The 18098-nt window shown below is 42.8% G+C and carries 7 protein-coding genes; 1 reads left to right on the forward strand and 6 read right to left on the reverse strand.

What is annotated here, in order from left to right:
* Positions 1-10 precede the first annotated feature (10 nt).
* From MAS10914_RS0120580 to MAS10914_RS0120610, 6 genes are all read right to left on the reverse strand, one after another.
* Positions 11-4849 carry a type I polyketide synthase gene (locus tag MAS10914_RS0120580; protein WP_017317834.1) on the reverse strand — a complete coding sequence of 1613 codons (4839 nt, stop codon included), beginning with the start codon at positions 4847-4849 and terminating at the stop codon, positions 11-13.
* Between the two features lie 42 nt (positions 4850-4891).
* Positions 4892-6640, reverse strand: a complete 1749-nt coding sequence (locus MAS10914_RS0120585) for an SDR family NAD(P)-dependent oxidoreductase (protein WP_017317835.1) — start codon at positions 6638-6640, stop codon at positions 4892-4894.
* Positions 6641-6707: 67 nt separating this feature from the next.
* Positions 6708-7232 (reverse strand): peptidase associated/transthyretin-like domain-containing protein, encoded by a 525-nt coding sequence (locus MAS10914_RS0120590; RefSeq protein ID WP_017317836.1) that lies wholly within the window; start codon positions 7230-7232, stop codon positions 6708-6710.
* 128 nt (positions 7233-7360) lie between these two features.
* On the reverse strand, positions 7361-12868 hold the full coding sequence (locus MAS10914_RS0120595) for a type I polyketide synthase (protein ID WP_017317837.1): 5508 nt from the start codon (positions 12866-12868) through the stop codon (positions 7361-7363).
* A gap of 222 nt (positions 12869-13090) precedes the next feature.
* Positions 13091-13378: a hypothetical protein gene (locus tag MAS10914_RS0120600; RefSeq protein ID WP_017317838.1), complete on the reverse strand. Its 288-nt coding sequence runs from the start codon at positions 13376-13378 to the stop codon at positions 13091-13093.
* 943 nt (positions 13379-14321) lie between these two features.
* Positions 14322-15683 (reverse strand): ParB/RepB/Spo0J family partition protein, encoded by a 1362-nt coding sequence (locus MAS10914_RS0120610; RefSeq protein ID WP_017317840.1) that lies wholly within the window; start codon positions 15681-15683, stop codon positions 14322-14324.
* 1159 nt (positions 15684-16842) lie between these two features.
* Here MAS10914_RS0120610 and MAS10914_RS0120620 point away from each other — a divergent pair.
* Positions 16843-18036, forward strand: a complete 1194-nt coding sequence (locus MAS10914_RS0120620; protein ID WP_017317842.1) for an ABC exporter membrane fusion protein — start codon at positions 16843-16845, stop codon at positions 18034-18036.
* Positions 18037-18098 lie beyond the last annotated feature (62 nt).

Consider the following 18098-nt stretch of genomic DNA (forward strand, 5'->3'; position numbering starts at 1 on the left):
GAACTAACAACTAACTAAGTAAATTTTCAGCACAAGCCAATTGTAATTGAATGATTTCGCTGATTTGTTGGCTAAATTCTTGTCTGGATTTTAAGAAATCAGCGTGAGCTTTATTAATGCTTGAATTATTAGCGCTCAACTTTTTGTACTGAGACTGATTTAATTCGTTTAGAGTCACTGCGTAGCCAAATTTTTGAGTAGCAGTAGATAAGTGCGGAATGGATTGAGAAATTATTTCCTGAGTGACAGTTGACTCCCAAGATTGTATCTCTTCCCTGGACTCAAAACTGTTATTGTTGGCATTTTTCACTTTTTCTTCCTCTTGATTAGTCTTTGATAGGGTGATGTTGCGGTAATAACTTTCACCATTGTGGATACTGCTTGAGTTTTGAGGAGAATTTGTGAGTTCAGAATCTCTCGAGAGAGGAATGTTCTCAGACTGGTTATTAACAAGATGAAGAGGTTTTTTTGTAGCTAAGTTTTGGAAAAGTTTACAGTTTTCGTCACTCCAAATTTTGGGAACAATTCTGTTTCCACCCAAATTGACAGTTCTCACAGTCGGTTTAAGTTGACTGGATGTTTCTGTTGTCTGACTATACAAAGGTGATAAGTCCAGAGAAACACCATGACTGAAGAGTTTTACTAATGCTCTGATAATAGAAGTATGGTCATCTATACCTCTTCTGTTGAGAGATACGGTCATATGTTCTTTGTTTTCTAGGATTTTATCAATCCATCGAGAACAAACATTGCCAGACCCTGCTTCGACGAATATTCTTGCCCCATCCTCGTAAACTCGGTTCACTAATCGAGGAAAATCTACCTGATGACATAAGGTTTTCGCAAGACTACGAGCGATGACATCACTATCAAGTGTGATGGGTTTGTACTCAGCTGAGGAATAAAAAGCAATGCCCGGTATATTTTGTGAAGGTAGGGTATTGACTCTAGCGATTTCGTCGTACTCAGACCGCATTGTCTCACAATGGATTGCATGGTTGAAGGGAGCGCGGAAAGCGTTGCAACCCAAAGTTTTAATCACTCTCTGACAGGCGGCTGTATCACCAGCGATTAAAACTTCTTCTGGTGTATTTATCTGAGTTAAATAGACGCGATTTTCATTTTTGAGGCACTCTTGAACCTGGGATGGGGCCGCCATCAAAAGATATGTACTCCAGAAATCATCGTCTGGCGATTGTTGTGCTGATGGTAATCCCCAAAATTCGCGTACGGCTTTTTTCGGTCCAGATATCCTGTCTCCAAACAAAGGAGATGCGTGAAAGGTGTTAATCCCTTGGCTAAAGTTGCTCCAGACCCCCATCGCAAACATCATGCTAGTCTCGCCCAGGCTATACCCAAAAACATATTTTGGCTTCACCTGAAAATCATCTCGGATAATTGTCGTCAGGAGTCTGGCAATGCCTATATCAGTTTCAAAGATTGCCAAGGAATCATTGAGGAATTGCTGTTCGAGATTTTCCAGCTGCCTGGTTGATAATTTATTCAAGCTTCTGGGAAAGACGAGCTTCGCAATGTCGGCGACAACACTAAAAACGCTTTTGATTGCTAAGTCGTCGTGAACTCTGGGGAATAAGCGGAAGAGATTGCGACTAATGCCAAGATAGGAATTGACCGCAGCAGGATAAACATATGCTACACCACCCTTTTTACCCAGTGGTTTAGCTGTGAAATAACTGCCAGTTGGTGTTTGCCAGTCTTCCCCGTTTTCAAAGGCATTATTCACACCTTTGAGCGCAGCTTCAATTTCTCTTACTAATTCGTTTTTGTTCCGTCCAAGAATTGCAAGGGCATAATTTGCCTCAACACGCTCTTTATAAAGAGCAAAAGTAAGGCTTGCAGCAACGGCTAACGAAGTACAATTTTCGATGGTTGTTTTGAGAGCGTTAATCTGGTCTAGTAAATTGGAGCGATTATGACCTGCTAAGGGAAATAGATAATAAGGCGTTTGCTCCAAATACTTGCTGTGGCGCTGTTCGTGATCAGGCTCTTCTGATAAGATAACGTGGGCATAAGTGCCATCAATTCCCATGCTATTAATCGCAGCGGCTCGCTTTTTAGCTTCTTTGCTTAAAAACCAAGGTCTTGATTCTGGGGCGACATAGAAAGGACTACCCTGCCAAACCTCTTGGTTTTTGACTCCAGACCATTTGGGGGTTGCGGGAATGTATCTGTGATGGAGACAAAGAGCCGTTTTAATCAGGCTGGCAATTCCCGACGCTACATATGTATGACCGATATTTGCCTTGACGCTGCCAATTGCACAGTTGAGACCATTTTTATCCGCTGGATAAGCCTGGACTAAACCTTTGATTTCGGCTTCATCTTCTTGGGGAATGCCACTACCACAAACTTCTAAATATTCAATGTCTGTAGGTTTAATACCTGCCATCTCGAAAGCTTGTCGGCAGACAGAGTTGACGGCTGCTGCATCAGGTGTTGTTAGACGGTTGTCCAAGTTATTGGATGTAGAATACTGTTGTCCGAAACTGATGGCATCGATGGTTGCATAAATGCGATTGGCTTTGCCACTGCCCTTTGGGCAATCGCCCTCTTTTTTGGCTGTGTCGTGGCGCTTTAGCACGACTGCTCCCGCACCCTCGCCAACCGTCCAACCATTCGCCTTTTGGTCGTAACTTAAGGTATTTACTCCTGTATTAATTTGTCCTAATTGATTTCGCAACAACACACTTTCCATTCCACCAGCTAAATCAACAGCACCCACAACGACAGCATCTACTTCCCCAGCACTCAGTAGCATTTGTGCTATTTCCAGGGCCTTGAACGTGGAATTTTCTCCAGCAGTGATGGTGAATGTCGGACCTGTGAAATCCCACAACGAAGAAACTCGACTCGCCATGATGTTGGAGATGTAACTCACATATTCGCCGATCTCCACTGGATGGTGAAGCGCATCTTTAACAATGGTTTCTAGTTGAGCAATTTTGTCAGCGCTTAAGGAAATTTCTCCAGCAATCAAACCCTCTTTAATCTGCCAAGACAAATTCCATCTCTGCTGTAACTGATGAACAGAAAATTCCGTCTCTGCGGCGATGATGACTGCGACATTTGCACCTTCTTTAATTTCCGCATCTTTCAAGGCGCGATCAGCGACTTTCAGAAGTAACAGTTGTTGCGGGTTCAGCTTAGATAATTCATTCGGGGGAATTTTGTAAGATAGGGTATCAATTTCCAAATCTTGGATATATGCCCCTACGGGTGCTTTACCGTTTGGTAACCCATAGTTCTTAAGTAAGTCTTCTTGGTCTTCTAAGCCCTGCCATCTGTTAGAGGGTAAGGGAATAAAATGCTGAGTTCCATCATAAATACTACGGTCAAAAGCATCTAATCCATTGCAGGAGCCAAAAAAGGCATCCATGCCTACAATGGCAATTTTGGCAGGTGGCACAGGTTGAGAGAGGGAAGTGGAGGAAGAAAGGGGAGAAGATGCTCCCCTTACTCCCCCGACTCCCTCTACTCCTTGCTCCAAAATCATGTGTGCGTTGTTTCCCCCAAAACCAAAAGCACTCAGAGCTGCCCGTTTGACTGGTGCTTTTTGAGACCACTTAGCGGGACTTCTGACAATTCGTTCAGGTGAAATGACGTTGTTGTCAGTTCCTATGGGGTCAGTGACATTGATTGTCGGTGGTATGACACCCTTGGACATACTTAAAAGTACTTTAATCAAGCTAACCGAACCAGCAGCGACAAGGAGGTGACCAACGTTAGCCTTGACAGAACCTACCAGAGGAACTGCTTGATATTGACCAAAGAAAGTTTCTACTGAGTTGAATTCGGTGGTATCTCCCAATAATGTCCCAGTCGCATGGCACTCCAAGTAATCAATGTCTTTTGGACTGATTTGTGCTTCTTTGTAAGCGCGCTCAAAAGCGAGAATTTGTCCTTTAGAACTTGGACTGAGCAGGTGTTTCCCTCGACCATCGTTGGAGAGTCCAGTACCGCTGATGGTGGCATAAATGCGATCGCCATCTCTTAGGGCATCACTATATCGTTTCAGCACGACCATCCCAACTCCATCAGCGGTCATGAGTCCTTTAGAAGACTGATCTAAGGGACGGCTAATCTCACCGTCTTCTGGATATCCTTGGATACCTGAAAACAACATTCGCGAAAACAGAGGGTCGGAACAGCTAATTCCCCCTGCTAACATCAAATCTGCTTTGTGCGTCCAGAGATAATGAGATGCGAGCTTAGTAGCATACAATGGTGAAGAACAAGCTGCATCAATACATAAATGAATATTGGAGAGAGAAAGGGCTTGGGCGATAATAGCAGCCGGCAAGCCAGAAATCATGGCATTGTAGGTTGAAGCTTCTACAGATGTTCTTAAAGCAGGCAAATCGAATTCTTCACGCTGTAAAAGCTCTCGAACCGCAGGTGTTAGTACCTGCTGATACATGGGAGCGAATAATTGATTGGAGAATTTGGTCGGCCAGGACAGAGTGCCCAATATCACTCCACATTTGGCGAGAGCAGTTTCATTTCCCAAATACCCACTATATTGCAATGCCTGTTTCGCCACAGCAAGTGACCATTTAAAGGTATTATCTAAGCTGTGCAAAAATTCTCCAGGCAACTTATATCCAGTGGCATCAAACTGAAAGTCACGGATGAATGCTCCCTTCAAAGAATAGATTTTCTCTGGTTTACCTTTGAGAGGATCATAAAAAACTTGCGGGTCTACTCCCATGTCAACAGCAGTGACTGATGATGTTGAGTCTTTCTGCTGAATAAGATTATGCCAAAATTCTTCAGGATTTTTGGCATCGGGAAAGAGGCATGAGAATCCGATGATTGCTATCTTTTCCACGGCTTATTTCCTTATCCTGAATGATTGAAAAATTCTGTTCTACTACTTGGTTCCTAGGACGGATTGGGTCGGTATAATAACCCCCTTAGCTCCCAACATACGTGAATAGACTCGCCCTTGGCTGTCGTGTATGATGAGATCGGCGATAATGCTGCTTGCTGTCTTCGCTTTAACTTCGCAAGAGACGTAAAAAGGCGTATTGCATGGGATGTTTGTGAATTGCTCATATTTTTGGATCGCTGCAGGCAAGCAAATTGCTTGATGAAAATGCTGCATCCAAATCCACAGGGTATGAGTACTCAAGTCAATTGCATAAGGGTTGACCGACCTGACTGGGAATTGTCCTTGTTGTTTATCTGTGATTTCATTCCAAACGCATTCAGTGGTAATTTTTTCGTGGTTAATGTTTAACACCCTTCTGAGTTCCTGAAAAGAAGCTCCATGAAATAAGGGAAATATTGATGATTTTCCTGTTTGATAGAAATCATTACCAGTTATAGTAATGATGTTATCTTCTGCGATATTCAAGAATTCATAAGTGGGAGGAGCAAGCAGTTCTCGAACGAGTTGTACCTCAGCAATGCTGAAATGATAATTGATTTTTCCTTCGGGATTTTTTCTCCAGATTTTCGCCTGAAAGATGATTTCTTGAGTATCAGTTTTAGCAATTTCTTGTATATCTAGGATATATTCACTTGCTAGAGGTTCATTGAAAGTAATTCCCTTGAGAACTTTGAAATCTTTATAACTGAAAAATCTATAGCCTGGATAAAGTTGGGCACAGGAATCCACAATCCAGGACACTGCACAAGTCGCTGGCAAAACTGGCTTACCAGCAATCACATGATCCAGTAAAAAGGGATTGGCTTCGAGTGACAGTTGGCGACGGATGCGATAGGTTCGCAGTTCGGGATTGAGCGGTGCGGGAGGCGGAACTAGAGGGCTACCAATGACAACTTGTGCTGTTCCCTGATAAGCAGGATGTAGTTCGTTGACGAGCATTTGCGTCCCGACTTCGACGGGAAGAATGCCAATACCCCGTCGGGCAAACTCTTTTTTCAATTCTGGTGTGACCATACCACTCTCCCAGCCACCCCAATTTATAGCCACGACATGACATTGAGGGTAGCGTTGCTTGACCAGATGTGCTGATTTGTTGAGAATTTCGTTGGCGATCGCATAGTCAGCCTGACCAATATTACCGTAAAAACCTGTTACGGAAGAAAACAAAACCAAATACTCAAGTTGATTAGGTTTGATACAAGATAGAAGATTTTCCAACCCCTTAACTTTGGCAGTATAAACCTTCTCGAAATCCTGTTCTGTTTTCTTTTCAATCAATTTATCAGCTAAATTACCAGCGCCGTGTATGATACCAGTAATTGGTCCAGTCCGCTCAACTAAGGTAGCAAGTTTCTGCTTTAGGTTATCTCCATCAGTGACATCAGCACTCAAATATTCGGCATGACCTCCAGCTTGTTGAATGGCTTCTAAAGTCTGTTTGATTTCTCGGCTGGAGATAATTTTGTTGTATAGCTTTTGTACATTCATGGGTATGGGCTTCTCTCCAAGTGAGAGAAGGTATTCCATAATGCGTTTTTTTAACATTGGTTCATCAAAACAATCTTTAGACCAATCTGGTTCTCTGTCTAGGAGTTCTGAACGACCTATGAGGATAAATTTGCAAGGATGCTGCTGTGCCAATTTGATGGCGCACTTAGCTGTAATGCCTTTTGCACCACCACTAACGAGAAAAACCGATGTGGGACTAATCTTGGTTGTTAGTGTCATAAATTCTCCGTTTACCTTATCTTCTTGTTAGGAAAAATTGATGTTTTAACCTCTTTTAATTTTTCAATTAAGAGGCTATTTCATACTTGTGTTGAGAAAATCTTGAAGAAGGAAAACCTTCAGAAATAGTATTTCTGGAAACGTGAAATGGTTGTTGAAGGTTTATGCGATTGTCGGGGTTTTCTAAAGGCGGCGTTTCTTGAGGCGGAGGTAAAGTTAGTGCCGCTAAAATTAAAGCTAATACTACCATGATAGCTGCTATAATTGGTAGTAGATTACTATCATTTTCGGCTTCTTGATAATGTTGAGATTGAGGATAAACAAGTCGAATATCACCTAGGTCTCTTTCATAAGCTAATAGTCTAATAAAGGAATAATATGTTTTGTAGCCCTTGGCTTCTATCGTTATTTCTCCTTCAAGAACGCTGCTGTTATCAAATGGGACTTGAAATTTATAAATTCCTTCCAAGTCACTGTGTATGACAAGTGAAGAACCAGGCAGATTAATTGTGACTTTAGCTCCACTTATAGGAGCTTGTTTCTCTTTATCAAGAACCCGACCAATATAATGAATTGCTTGATTATTGGGCATAGTTTCAGGTGAGCGTGGATGTGGAGGGAGTGGGGGAGAGAAGGAGTGGAGGAGGGGAGGAGATAAAGAGATGAATTTGTCTTTCTCTACTTCCTTTTCTCCCTCTGCTTCCCCATCTCCCCATCCTGTTAAATTTCGGGTGTACTAATCAGGGTGACTCGTCCGTGTGAACCGTAGGCAATTTCGGTAATATAACGATCAGGGTCGTGTAGCTCCGCAAAAATGTGACCTGCTGACTCTTGGGCATCAATGTGAGGACTCAGGTCAATTGCTCGGCAAAACACCTGTTGCCATTCCCAGTTGAGAGTTTTAGTTAATCCAAATAAACCAGCACTAATAGGACCAAAGTTAATATTTTGTCCTAACCCAAAGGCTCCATCGAGACGAGCAACCGTGCAGAAACAACTGCGCCCATAATCTGTGGCTTCATTCAGATATTTCTTCAGATGTTTTGCCATGAGAAAGACGTACTTGACAATTGCCTTTTCCTCTTCTGGATAGGGGATTTTGCCGTTACGAATGACCTCAAATACCGGATTGAGATGGATGAAAGCACCAATCGAACCATAGTGAGTGGCGATGGCGGCTAATTGTTGTTGCAGATGTTCCTCACTTAAATCTGCGAGATTTACGCGATTCACCCCTGAGGGTAAAGGAGAGTGTTGTGGAACGAGCGATGACGGGAAACTTAAAACAACGATTTTCCAGCCTTGCTCTGTGAGTGATTGAGCCAATGTGGAAGTGGTGAGGGAGCCATCATCGGTGAGTATACCGACGTGCCCCTCTGGTAAGGTGAAATCTAAAAAATCTGGTTGAGGCAGAATTTTCAGTTTGACTTGACGGCGCAGAGGATTGTTGTTTAAGTTACCCGATGGGTTGGAAGACTGGTTCAGAGACTTTTTTTTTTCTGTACCAGCTAACTTTTGCAAATACTCCACTATTTGACCAATGGTGCGTAGTTCTCCCAGTTCTTCCACATTCGGTTTGGGCAAGTTGGGGTACATTTCTTGCATTGTCCCCAAAATTTCTACACGCTTAATGGAGTCAATCCCCAAGTCCGCTTCCATATCCATGCTCAAATCCAGCATCTCTACTGGGTACCCCGTCTTTTCACTGGTGATTGCCAACAAGGTTTGACCCAAGTCTGGCAAATCTGTATCTGCTGGTTCTATTTCAGTGTTGAGTGTGACACTTTCAGTGAATGAGGTTGTGGGGAAAATGGGGAGGTGGGGTGATGGGGAGACGGAAGAATTTTCTGTCTCCACTTGCTCAGGTATTCTTATGTCCTCTTGTGTGGAAATAGTCGTTTCTACAGCAATGGATTTCACAGCAACGGATGGAGAGGCATGAGATTGTAGACATTCGACAATTTGACCAATGGTGCGTAGTTCTCCCAGTTCTTCGACATTTGGTTTGGGCAAGTCTGGGTACATTTCCTGCATTGTCCCCAGAATTTCTACACGCTTAATAGAGTCAATCCCTAAGTCTGCCTCCATATCCATGTTCATGTCCAACATCTCGACTGGGTAGCCTGTTTTGTCACTGATGATTGCTAACAGGTTTTTACCCAAATCAGCCACATTCACGCTGACATTAGAGATGGTTGTAGAAGAATCTGTGGGAGCGGTTTCTGTCTTGAGTGTTACAGTTTCGGTGACTATGGGTGAAGAGATGGGGAGAGGAGCAACGGATAAGTTATTTGTGGGACTGACAGAGAAAGCATCCGTATCCCCTACAAAATCTGTTGCTTTGTCTATCTGGGTTTGAGTGCCAATTTCTACAAGTGTATGCAACTGGGCATCCATTTTGACTACGGGTTGTGCCTCAGTTGCTGCTATCTGATGAGTGAGAGGAACAGGGCTGTCTTGTGTGGTAGTTTTTGTATCTAAAGCAATGAGACGTTGGTGTTCTTGATTTGCAGCTGTCGTTATCTCGGAGGACACGACAGGTTGAGTCATCGCCAGCTTACCATCAATGATCTGTGAGTACTCTTGCTGTATGAGTTGAAAAAAGTTTTTGGTGTATTTTACTTGAGCCTCAAGATATTGCTCGTGGATGCGTAAAGTTTCACTTTGTTGAGCCTGAAACTGCATCATACTACGCCCTAAGCTTTCCATGAGAACTGGGAGTAGCTCTGCAGTTTCTTGTGAAGATTTGCTGTTGGCAAATAAAGAATTCTGCTGCTGCATCAGTTGGAAAAAGGTTTTAGCATATTCCATCTGATGGTTGAGATAGTGCCCGTGAACTTGTAAACTTTCGCTTTGATTTTGCTGGAATTGCGCCAGGACGTATTCTAAGCTTGCTAAAACCTGTTGATAATTCACGGGTTTATCTGAATTTGGTTGCATTTTCTGCTGTGGAATGGGTTGAGGTGAAGGAGTGGCGGGAGTAGGGGGAGTGGAGAGAGATGAGAGAGACAGGGGAGTGTTTAAAAATTCTCCTTGTCCTCTTCCATTTGTTCCGTTGTCCTCAATCTTTTGGTTAGCAAGGAGTAGGGATTTATTTGTGTGTCCGTTGGTTTCTGCAACCGTTGCTGTGGGAGTGGCGGTAATGGTGGTGAGTGTAGCTGGGGATAGCTCTGAGACGGTAGGAGTGTTATCCTCAGATTTGCTTGCAGACAATTTCACTTTGTGCCCATCCTGCAAAGCTTGCTCAAATGCCATTTTTGTTTTTTCTGACACGTAGTTAATGCCATTTAAAGGCACTCTCAACCCTTTGGTTTTCTCGGTTGCAGGAATAGTTTGTGGCAACTGGTAGGGGTCGAGGTTTTTCAAGGGACTTCCAGCTACGCGTAACTGCACGACGGCTTCTCTTAAGGAGCGATCGCTGTCTTTTGAGGTGCTGGGGTTCAAAGCGACAGTTAAGTGGGGGCGATTGCCCAAAATATCTTTCACCAAACCTGTGAGAATTTTCCTTGGACCAAATTCAACAAAACAAGAACCGCCTGCGGCATAAATATTTTCAATTTCCTGCTTAAACAGCACCGCGTTGGAGAGGTGAGTTTCCAGAATTCTTTGAATATCTGCTGCTTCCTTGGAATACTGCTTTCCTGTCACATTCGTGTAAACAGGTATTTTCGGATTTTGGAAACTGACACTCTTGATGGCTTGGGCAAAGGCTTTCTGAGCGAAAGCAATCAGCTGTGTATGGAAGGCTGCCGACACAGGTAACAAAACGGCTGCATATCCTTGTTCTTGTAGAGCCTGCCGCACTTTTGCTATTTCTGCTGCAGGTCCTGCCAACACCACTTGACGAGGTGAATTGAGATTAGCAATTGTCACCTGAGGGAATTGCTTGAGAACTGCTTCTACCTTGCCGACTTCTTCTTTGACAGCCAGCATTGCTCCAGCATCATAATCAGGGTCTTGGGGAGCTGCCATTGCTTGACCCCTAGCTTTTACCAAAAAGCAGTAATCTTCTTCACTCAAAACACCCGCAGCCCATAAAGCTGTGAGTTCTCCAAAGCTGTGCCCTGCGGCGAAATCTGCCTTAAACCCAGCTTGTTGCAATATTTTATATAGCCCTGCGCTCAACATCCCAATTGCGGGTTGAGCATATTCTGTGTGCTGTAATGCTGCAATTTGGGCATTTTTTTCCATCTCCTCAAACACGGGATGGGGAAACACAATCTCTGAAAGCGGTGGCAAATTATCTTTGAGTAAAAGGCTATCCATGTAGCCGAACAGACGCCGCAGGGTGGGAAAATTCATCACTAATTCCCGACCCATATCCAAGTATTGAGAACCTTGGCCAGAAAACAAAGCAACGACTTTTCCAGCCAACTCAAGACCAGAGGAGCGGTAGTAAATTCCGTGGGGATGCTCCCACGATGGGGCTGTCGCTTTGTTTTTCAGTAACTCAATACTGGTTTGCAGCAATTTGCAAGCCTCAGCGCGAGAATCTGCAACAAATCCGACTCTGGCGGCGTCTAGAGGAATGTCTTGTGATTTGCACGCCTCTACAAGTTCTACATAATTTCTATTTCCGTCCTCAGATTGCAATTTACCTAAAACTTCTTCACAGTTTGCTAATAACTGTGCAGGAGTTTGAGCAAACAGCAACACCTCACTGGCAGTATTGTGTATACGGTAAGCACGCTCTTGTTCGGCTTCGTATTCTTCCAAAACGACGTGATAGTTTGTACCGCCAAAGCCAAAAGAACTCACACCCGCACGTCTTGGCGCTTCCCCTTCGGCACGAATCCAGGGTCTAGTTTCGGTATTTAAGTAAAACGGCGAGTTTTGAATGTTGAATTTGGGGTTGGGTTGAGTAACGTTAATTGTGGGTGGTAGTATCTTGTGATGCAAAGCCAAAGCCGTTTTGATTAAGCTTGCGGCACCCGCAGCAGCTTTGGTATGTCCAATTTGGGATTTAACACTGCCAAGGGCAATGTACTGCCTTTTTGAGTTTTGTTCCCCAAAAAATTCTTTTATAGAGGCAAATTCGGTGGGGTCACCAGCCATCGTACCTGTGCCATGAGCTTCAATCAAACCGACACTCTTAGGTGCAAAGCCTGCATCTTCATAAGCACGCTGTAAGGCTTTGACTTGTCCTTCTTGTCGGGGTGCATAAATGCTTTTATACCGTCCATCGCTGGAGGTGCCAATTCCTTTAATGACAGCGTAGATTTTGTCGTTGTCCCGTACAGCGTCTTCTAGGCGCTTGAGTACAACCATACCGATACCTTCACCTAGCATCATCCCATCAGACTTGGCGTCAAAGGGTTTGACGTTGTCGCTAGGAGAGACAGCAGGCGTTTTGCTGAAACATATGTAAGCCATGATGGTGTTGTCAGTATCAACACCACCAGTCAGCATCATGTCGCAACGATGCTCTAGGAGCTCACTAATTGCCATTTTTAAAGCAGCTAATGAACTGGCACAAGCAGCATCGACAACGCAGTTTATTCCGCCTAAATTTAAGCGGTTGGCAATTCTGCCTGCAACGACGTTACCTAACATGCCGGGGAAAGCATTCTCATCCCAGTTGACGTAAGCGCTTTTGATTTTCTTGATAATTTTTTGCGTATCCTCATCGGATAAACCACTGCTTTTAAGCACCTTTTCCCAAACGGGATACTCCAACCTAGCAGCAAGTGGTAATCCCAGTTGGCTTCCCGCCACACCTAAAATAACCCCAACAGTTTCACGATTAAACTCGCAGGATGTGTCATAGCCTGCATCTTCCATTGCTTCTTTTGCAATGACCAAACTCAATAGTTGTGCAACATCTGTTACTTCCAAGATGCTGGGGGGAATCCCAAATTCCATCGGGTTAAAATCAACAGAAGGGATAAACCCGCCTCTTTTGCAGTAGGTTTTTTCCTCTGGTGTTCTAGGATTGGAGTCATAGTAATCTTCTATATTCCAGTGGGTCGATGGAACATCCGTAATTCCGTCTGTTTTGTTAATAATGTTTTGCCAGTATTCTTTTAAGTTTCTAGATTTTGCAAAAAGAGAAGCCATACCAATGATGGCTACAGGATTATGTTGTAATTTTCTGTTAATCTTGTTAACTGACAAGGATTTATCAGACATCATTTTTTTCTCCTCAATAAACTTATACACAGCCTTCTCAAAAGTGTTTATCTGGGCTGACAATTCCGCCAAGGCAGTATCAATTGGATGAGCAGACATAGGACCTAGAGTAATCGTGAGTAGCGTGGTTTATTTAGCTGCGGCGATTTGTGTGGCGAGTCAAAGAAGGATTATTTCCTATTTGAAGCAGCTATCCTATCTGCAAAGAGTAAAAGATTCTGTTCAAATCAACACCACATAAAGAGATACCACCCTGGTGAGTTCATGCTCTTAGCATTTCTAGGGATTTTGGCAATGACACAGCAATTTTTGCCAAAAATGCTATATAATGCTCGACTCCTGATGTTGTGGTAACAGGTCGATGACATTGTTGAAACTCGTAAAATAGTCTTGCAGTGCGTTAGCTGCTGAACCAGTAAATTCAATCCATTCAGAATGGCATAATTCCTGTGGATTCTGACAAATTGTTCCCTCTTGGAACAATGGAAACTTGGGAGTAGCTATGAGGACAGAAACGCTTTTTTCTCCAGAGCTTGTTTGATGATTTAGTTTAACTGCGGCAACGTAGCTGGTGTTAATGACAACGTTCTGTATCTTGATAAATGCCATGGCCAGTTTCAACGTCCAAGATAATATATTCTATGGAGTTTGACAAACAAAGTTTGACAAATCCGTTACCGAAAAAACACCCCTCTCTACCCGAAGACATGGAAAAATTTGAACAAATAATTGAATTATCACTTGGTAATATAGCAGTCCTATCTGATTTGTGAACATGAACTGTAGTTAATGTAGACACCCAGCGGTGAGGCAGCGCTGGGCGTGCCGCAGGCTACCACTTCAGGCAAGAGAGAACAAGAAAGGAAGAGAGATTTAGACGAATGATTTCACAACTGACTTAGGATTGCTATAGTAAGCAAACTATTTTTAGTTTTTCGCTCTCAATTAACTAAACAATTTGCCTTACTACCTTGAAACATGATAATTAATACAAACACTAGCATAAATGATGGAAATTGAATAGTTCGTTTTTAGCAATTTTAGAAAAAAGTAGAATTATTGCAGATATAAACTTTTTAAAAAATAAAAAAGTATAGGTGTTTACTATTATTTCGCCTCCAATAATGTTTTTTATGGCGGTGTAAATTAGACCTTGATTACAGCAATTTTCGGGTAAATAGACCACACTGTAAGGGCGAACGGCTGTATGCCCGAAGGGCACGCTGCGCACATGAAGGAGCCTGCGCTTCGGGCTTACGCCCCTACCAAAGATTGTGGTTCAAATATATGAAAAACGCTGTAAGAGCTAAGTACATTTTTTGTAAATTCGCTTACTCTTTTACAAATGCATACAATTACAGAATAAGTATCAGTGGGTTATTCATAAAAATATGGTAATTCTTGGAATTTTCAGCCCTTATTATAGATAACATCTTAAAAGTCAAATAAATTAGCTTTAAACTTTTAAATCTTGATGCATTGAGGACACAATTAATCTATGTAGGATGGTAGGTTAGTTTATAGTTCCCGAAAACCAACCTACTTTAGTATTTTATACTTCAGAGGCTCCTGTTTTCTCTGCTTGCTTACCACTCCACTCTTGCCACCGCATAATCCCGCGACTCACTAACTCCGGATTCTCATCCCCCATAAAACATATACGTCCCATTCTTTCGCAAGCAATCAGAATTTCACCGTGTCCCATAAACGGAGCAATGACAAAATTATTTTGATTTGTATACATATTTAATAAGTAAGCTACTATTCCCTCAACTCCTTCTATATGAATTGGTATTTGTGGCTTGGATATTGATTGACGCGAAAAAATACCCACATACAAATTGCCAAGTACTAATTCGTATTGAAATGGCATCCGAGTGCGGCTACAAAAGTCATAAATATTGCCCTCGGAGCGCAGCACAGCGACAATCCGAGCTTCATCTACTAAGTAATCATGATTCCAGGTTGAGGAAAGGGTAGCAATAGCCAGAGCTGCATCACTAGGAAGCAGGTTCGCGAATTGTTTACCAGCAGTATCCCCGCAATAAACTAGGTGCTGTCGATTGAGCATCCATTCGTCACCAACATTTACCCCAGGCTTGTGAGCAGCAACTGTTGATTTCCTGGCTTGAGGCTGCTCAACGAGAGGTTGGGCTTTCTTTGCGGCTAACTTAGCCTCTCTCTTTGCCATAGCAATTTTGAAGGCTTGCAACTGTAACTCTTGTTGCCTAAGCCGCCACTGCGTCGCAATTTTAGCTTGCTGCTGGGCTTGTTGTTCGTCTCCTTTCGCCTGAGCTAACTCTAGAGCCTGTTGAGCCTGTTCTGCTAAGGCGCGTTCTTTACTTCCTGTTCTGGCTATCCTGATCAGCTCCGTTTTTATATCAGCGATCGCCGTACCTTTTATTTTCTGTTTGACTTCAAAGTGAATATCTTTAGCAATTTGCTTATCGTGCTGCAAGCTGCGTTCGCTGTATCCGATTGCTTTTGCAAACTCTAAATTAGTTTTGGGAGGTGGTGAAATGATTTCACCACCTTTGAGGGTATGCTGGTTATCTCCTGCTTTAGCCATGAGTCCCAGTCTATCCAGAATTTTCTGGCGCTCTAATAGCAGTTCTGCTCGCTCTAGAGGTTTTAACTCATTACGGATAAAATTCTCGTCTATCTCCGCTAAACGAGCTTGGTCAGCATCTTCGTAATCAACAATATTACACTCAATTTTCTCTAAACCAAGTAACTGACAAGCTGTAAGACGGTGTAGCCCAGCAATCAAGTTCAGCTTTCGGTCTACTGTGATTGGGTTCAACAGACCATTAGCCTGAATTGATTCTTTCAACTCCTCAACTTTGTCGCCGTTGATGGGACGGCGGTTAAGACCAATTTTAATTTGGTCTATGGGCACTGATTTTATAGGCATAATTGCTGCTCTTGAGTGTGGAGAGCGAAAATACCAACGATAAGATATAGCTAGTTTATTTCATCAGTACTATCAAAAACAAACGTTTCATGATAATTCTGATGAGAATGTTTTATAATTCGCCACTGTCCTAAAAGCCATTTAAAGTATGAAGTATAAAGTATAAAGTGAGTAGTGAACTTCACGGCTTCCTCCGAAAGCGTAAGATAAAGCTGTTGAACCAATATATTGGTTTCACGTTTTGTTTTTGGAGATTTCATCTGTATATTTCTTCTCACTTCACCCTTAAACCTTGATCATTCATCCTTTTTATTGCTCTGGGCACTCACTGACTTAGAATCAAGGAAGTGAATCGCCATTAGAAAGTTCCCTATTTTGGTCTTTGAATTATAAACAAAACTGATTATTTGTTTTCATGTTCAATGATAACAGTTTTGCTCACCTCAATGGTCCTTATTGCTCAAAGATGAGAAACCCAGGACTGGCTTAAAAAAATCAGGGAGAGCAGGGAAGGAAGATTTTCATGGTGAGGGTGCTTTGCAGTTCATAGTGACTACACGAGCAAAGGCTACCTACGCAAGCTAAATTAATCCCATGCAGGCGGGCTGTGTTTGACAAATCATGACTTTAGTCGTTAGGACAAGCTGCAAGATATGTATTTAAAAAACTGGTTTTCTCTTGAATTGTTTGTAGTTTCTGCAACAATATTTTTTCGTTTTCTCAAGATTGAAACTAGGCAACAAAAAATTGGGATAAAACTTATGCAGAGTCACTGATTGACAAATTCAAACTTTTTTGCGACTATGGAATACAAGTTTTGGCAAATTATCTCTTACGACGCTTCGTTTTGCTTGAGATTGAGGTTTTTTTGATAGCATCTGTATGCTTTTAAGCTAATTTATCCAATGTTTACATTGGGATAGAAATGAGTAGATTTTTGTGTAACACAATCTGTTTTACCACCGACAAGTTATCCTTGGTGGCTTCGTTCTAAGCAATTGCCTACAAAAGTTTCTAAAACTGATAAGACTTTTCCGCTCATGAATATCAGATTTGCATAGGAAAAGTTCTGTTGATGAATTTCCAACCTTCCACAGTAGTCAACTGGTATAGCCATTGAGGCTACCCTTCGGCATAACAACACAATTGAGATGAGAATATGGCAGCAGAAAAGGAAAGCCAGTTATACACGAAACCCTCGTATCGGTGGTCGATTATGTTAGCAGCTCTTGTTGCTTCAGCTACCGGGCTACTATTTTTCTACAATTCTTCACGAAAGTCTAACGTTCAAACTCAGCCAGCACAAGCCCCAAAGGCTGTCCCAACCAGAGTTGCCGTGACTGCCTTGGGACGTCTACAGCCTCAAGGTGAAGTGACTAAGTTGTATGCTCCCAGCTCACAAAGCGGAGTCCGAGTTGAAAAAATGCTGGTCAAAGAAGGCGATGAGGTTCAAGCTGGGCAAGTCCTGGCTTTGCTTGAAAATCATGCTCGCAGTAGGGCAGCTTTACAACAAGCTTTAGACAAAGTTCAAGTTGCTCAAGCTGAACTCGCGCAGGTAAAAGCTGGAGCTAAACCAGGAGACATAGAGGCACAAAAAGCGGCGATCGCTCGCTTAGAATCGCAATTAAAAGGAGAGGTAGCAACTCAGCAAGCGACAATTGCCCGTTTAGAGGCTGAGTTAGAAAATGCTCAAACTGAAAATGATCGATATCAGCAACTCTATCAAGAAGGTGCCATTTCAGCTTCCACAGCAGATAGCAAGCGTTTGCAACAACAGACAGTGCAACAGCAGCTTACAGAAGCCCAAGCTAACCTCAACAGTAGCGTCAACACCACCAACGACCAGCTCAATGAGGCAAAAGCCAAACTGGGGAGTATTAAAGAGGTGCGAGTCGTAGATGTTAAGTTGGCAGAAGCCGAAGTTCAAAGTGCTATCACTGCTGTCCAAGAAGCAAAAGCAGATCATAGTTTAACTTACCTCAAATCTCCCCTAGATGGAAGAATTTTGAAAGTTCACGCCAAAACGGGAGAAGTAAGCAGTAATGAAGGGATTGTTGAGATAGGCAAAACATCTCAAATGTATGTGCTGGCAGAAGTTTATCAAACTGACATTGGCAAAGTACGTGTAGGTCAAAAAGCTACCATTACCAGCACCGCGTTTCCTAGAAAAATCAAAGGAACTGTAAGTGAGATTGGTTTGCAAGTTGACAGACAAAACATCCTAAGTGTCAATCCAACATCAGACACAGACCGCAGAATCATTGAGGTGAAAATCCGCATCAATGATCCAGCAGATAGTCAAAGGGTCGCAGGTTTAACCAACTTACAAGTGGATGTCGCCATTCACATTTGACACTCGCTTCGCCCCTGGAAGGGGGTGACCCTGACTCAAAACTTACATTCGCATTGCACACT

Source organism: Mastigocladopsis repens PCC 10914, from assembly GCF_000315565.1.
GTDB classification, from domain to species: domain Bacteria; phylum Cyanobacteriota; class Cyanobacteriia; order Cyanobacteriales; family Nostocaceae; genus Mastigocladopsis; species Mastigocladopsis repens.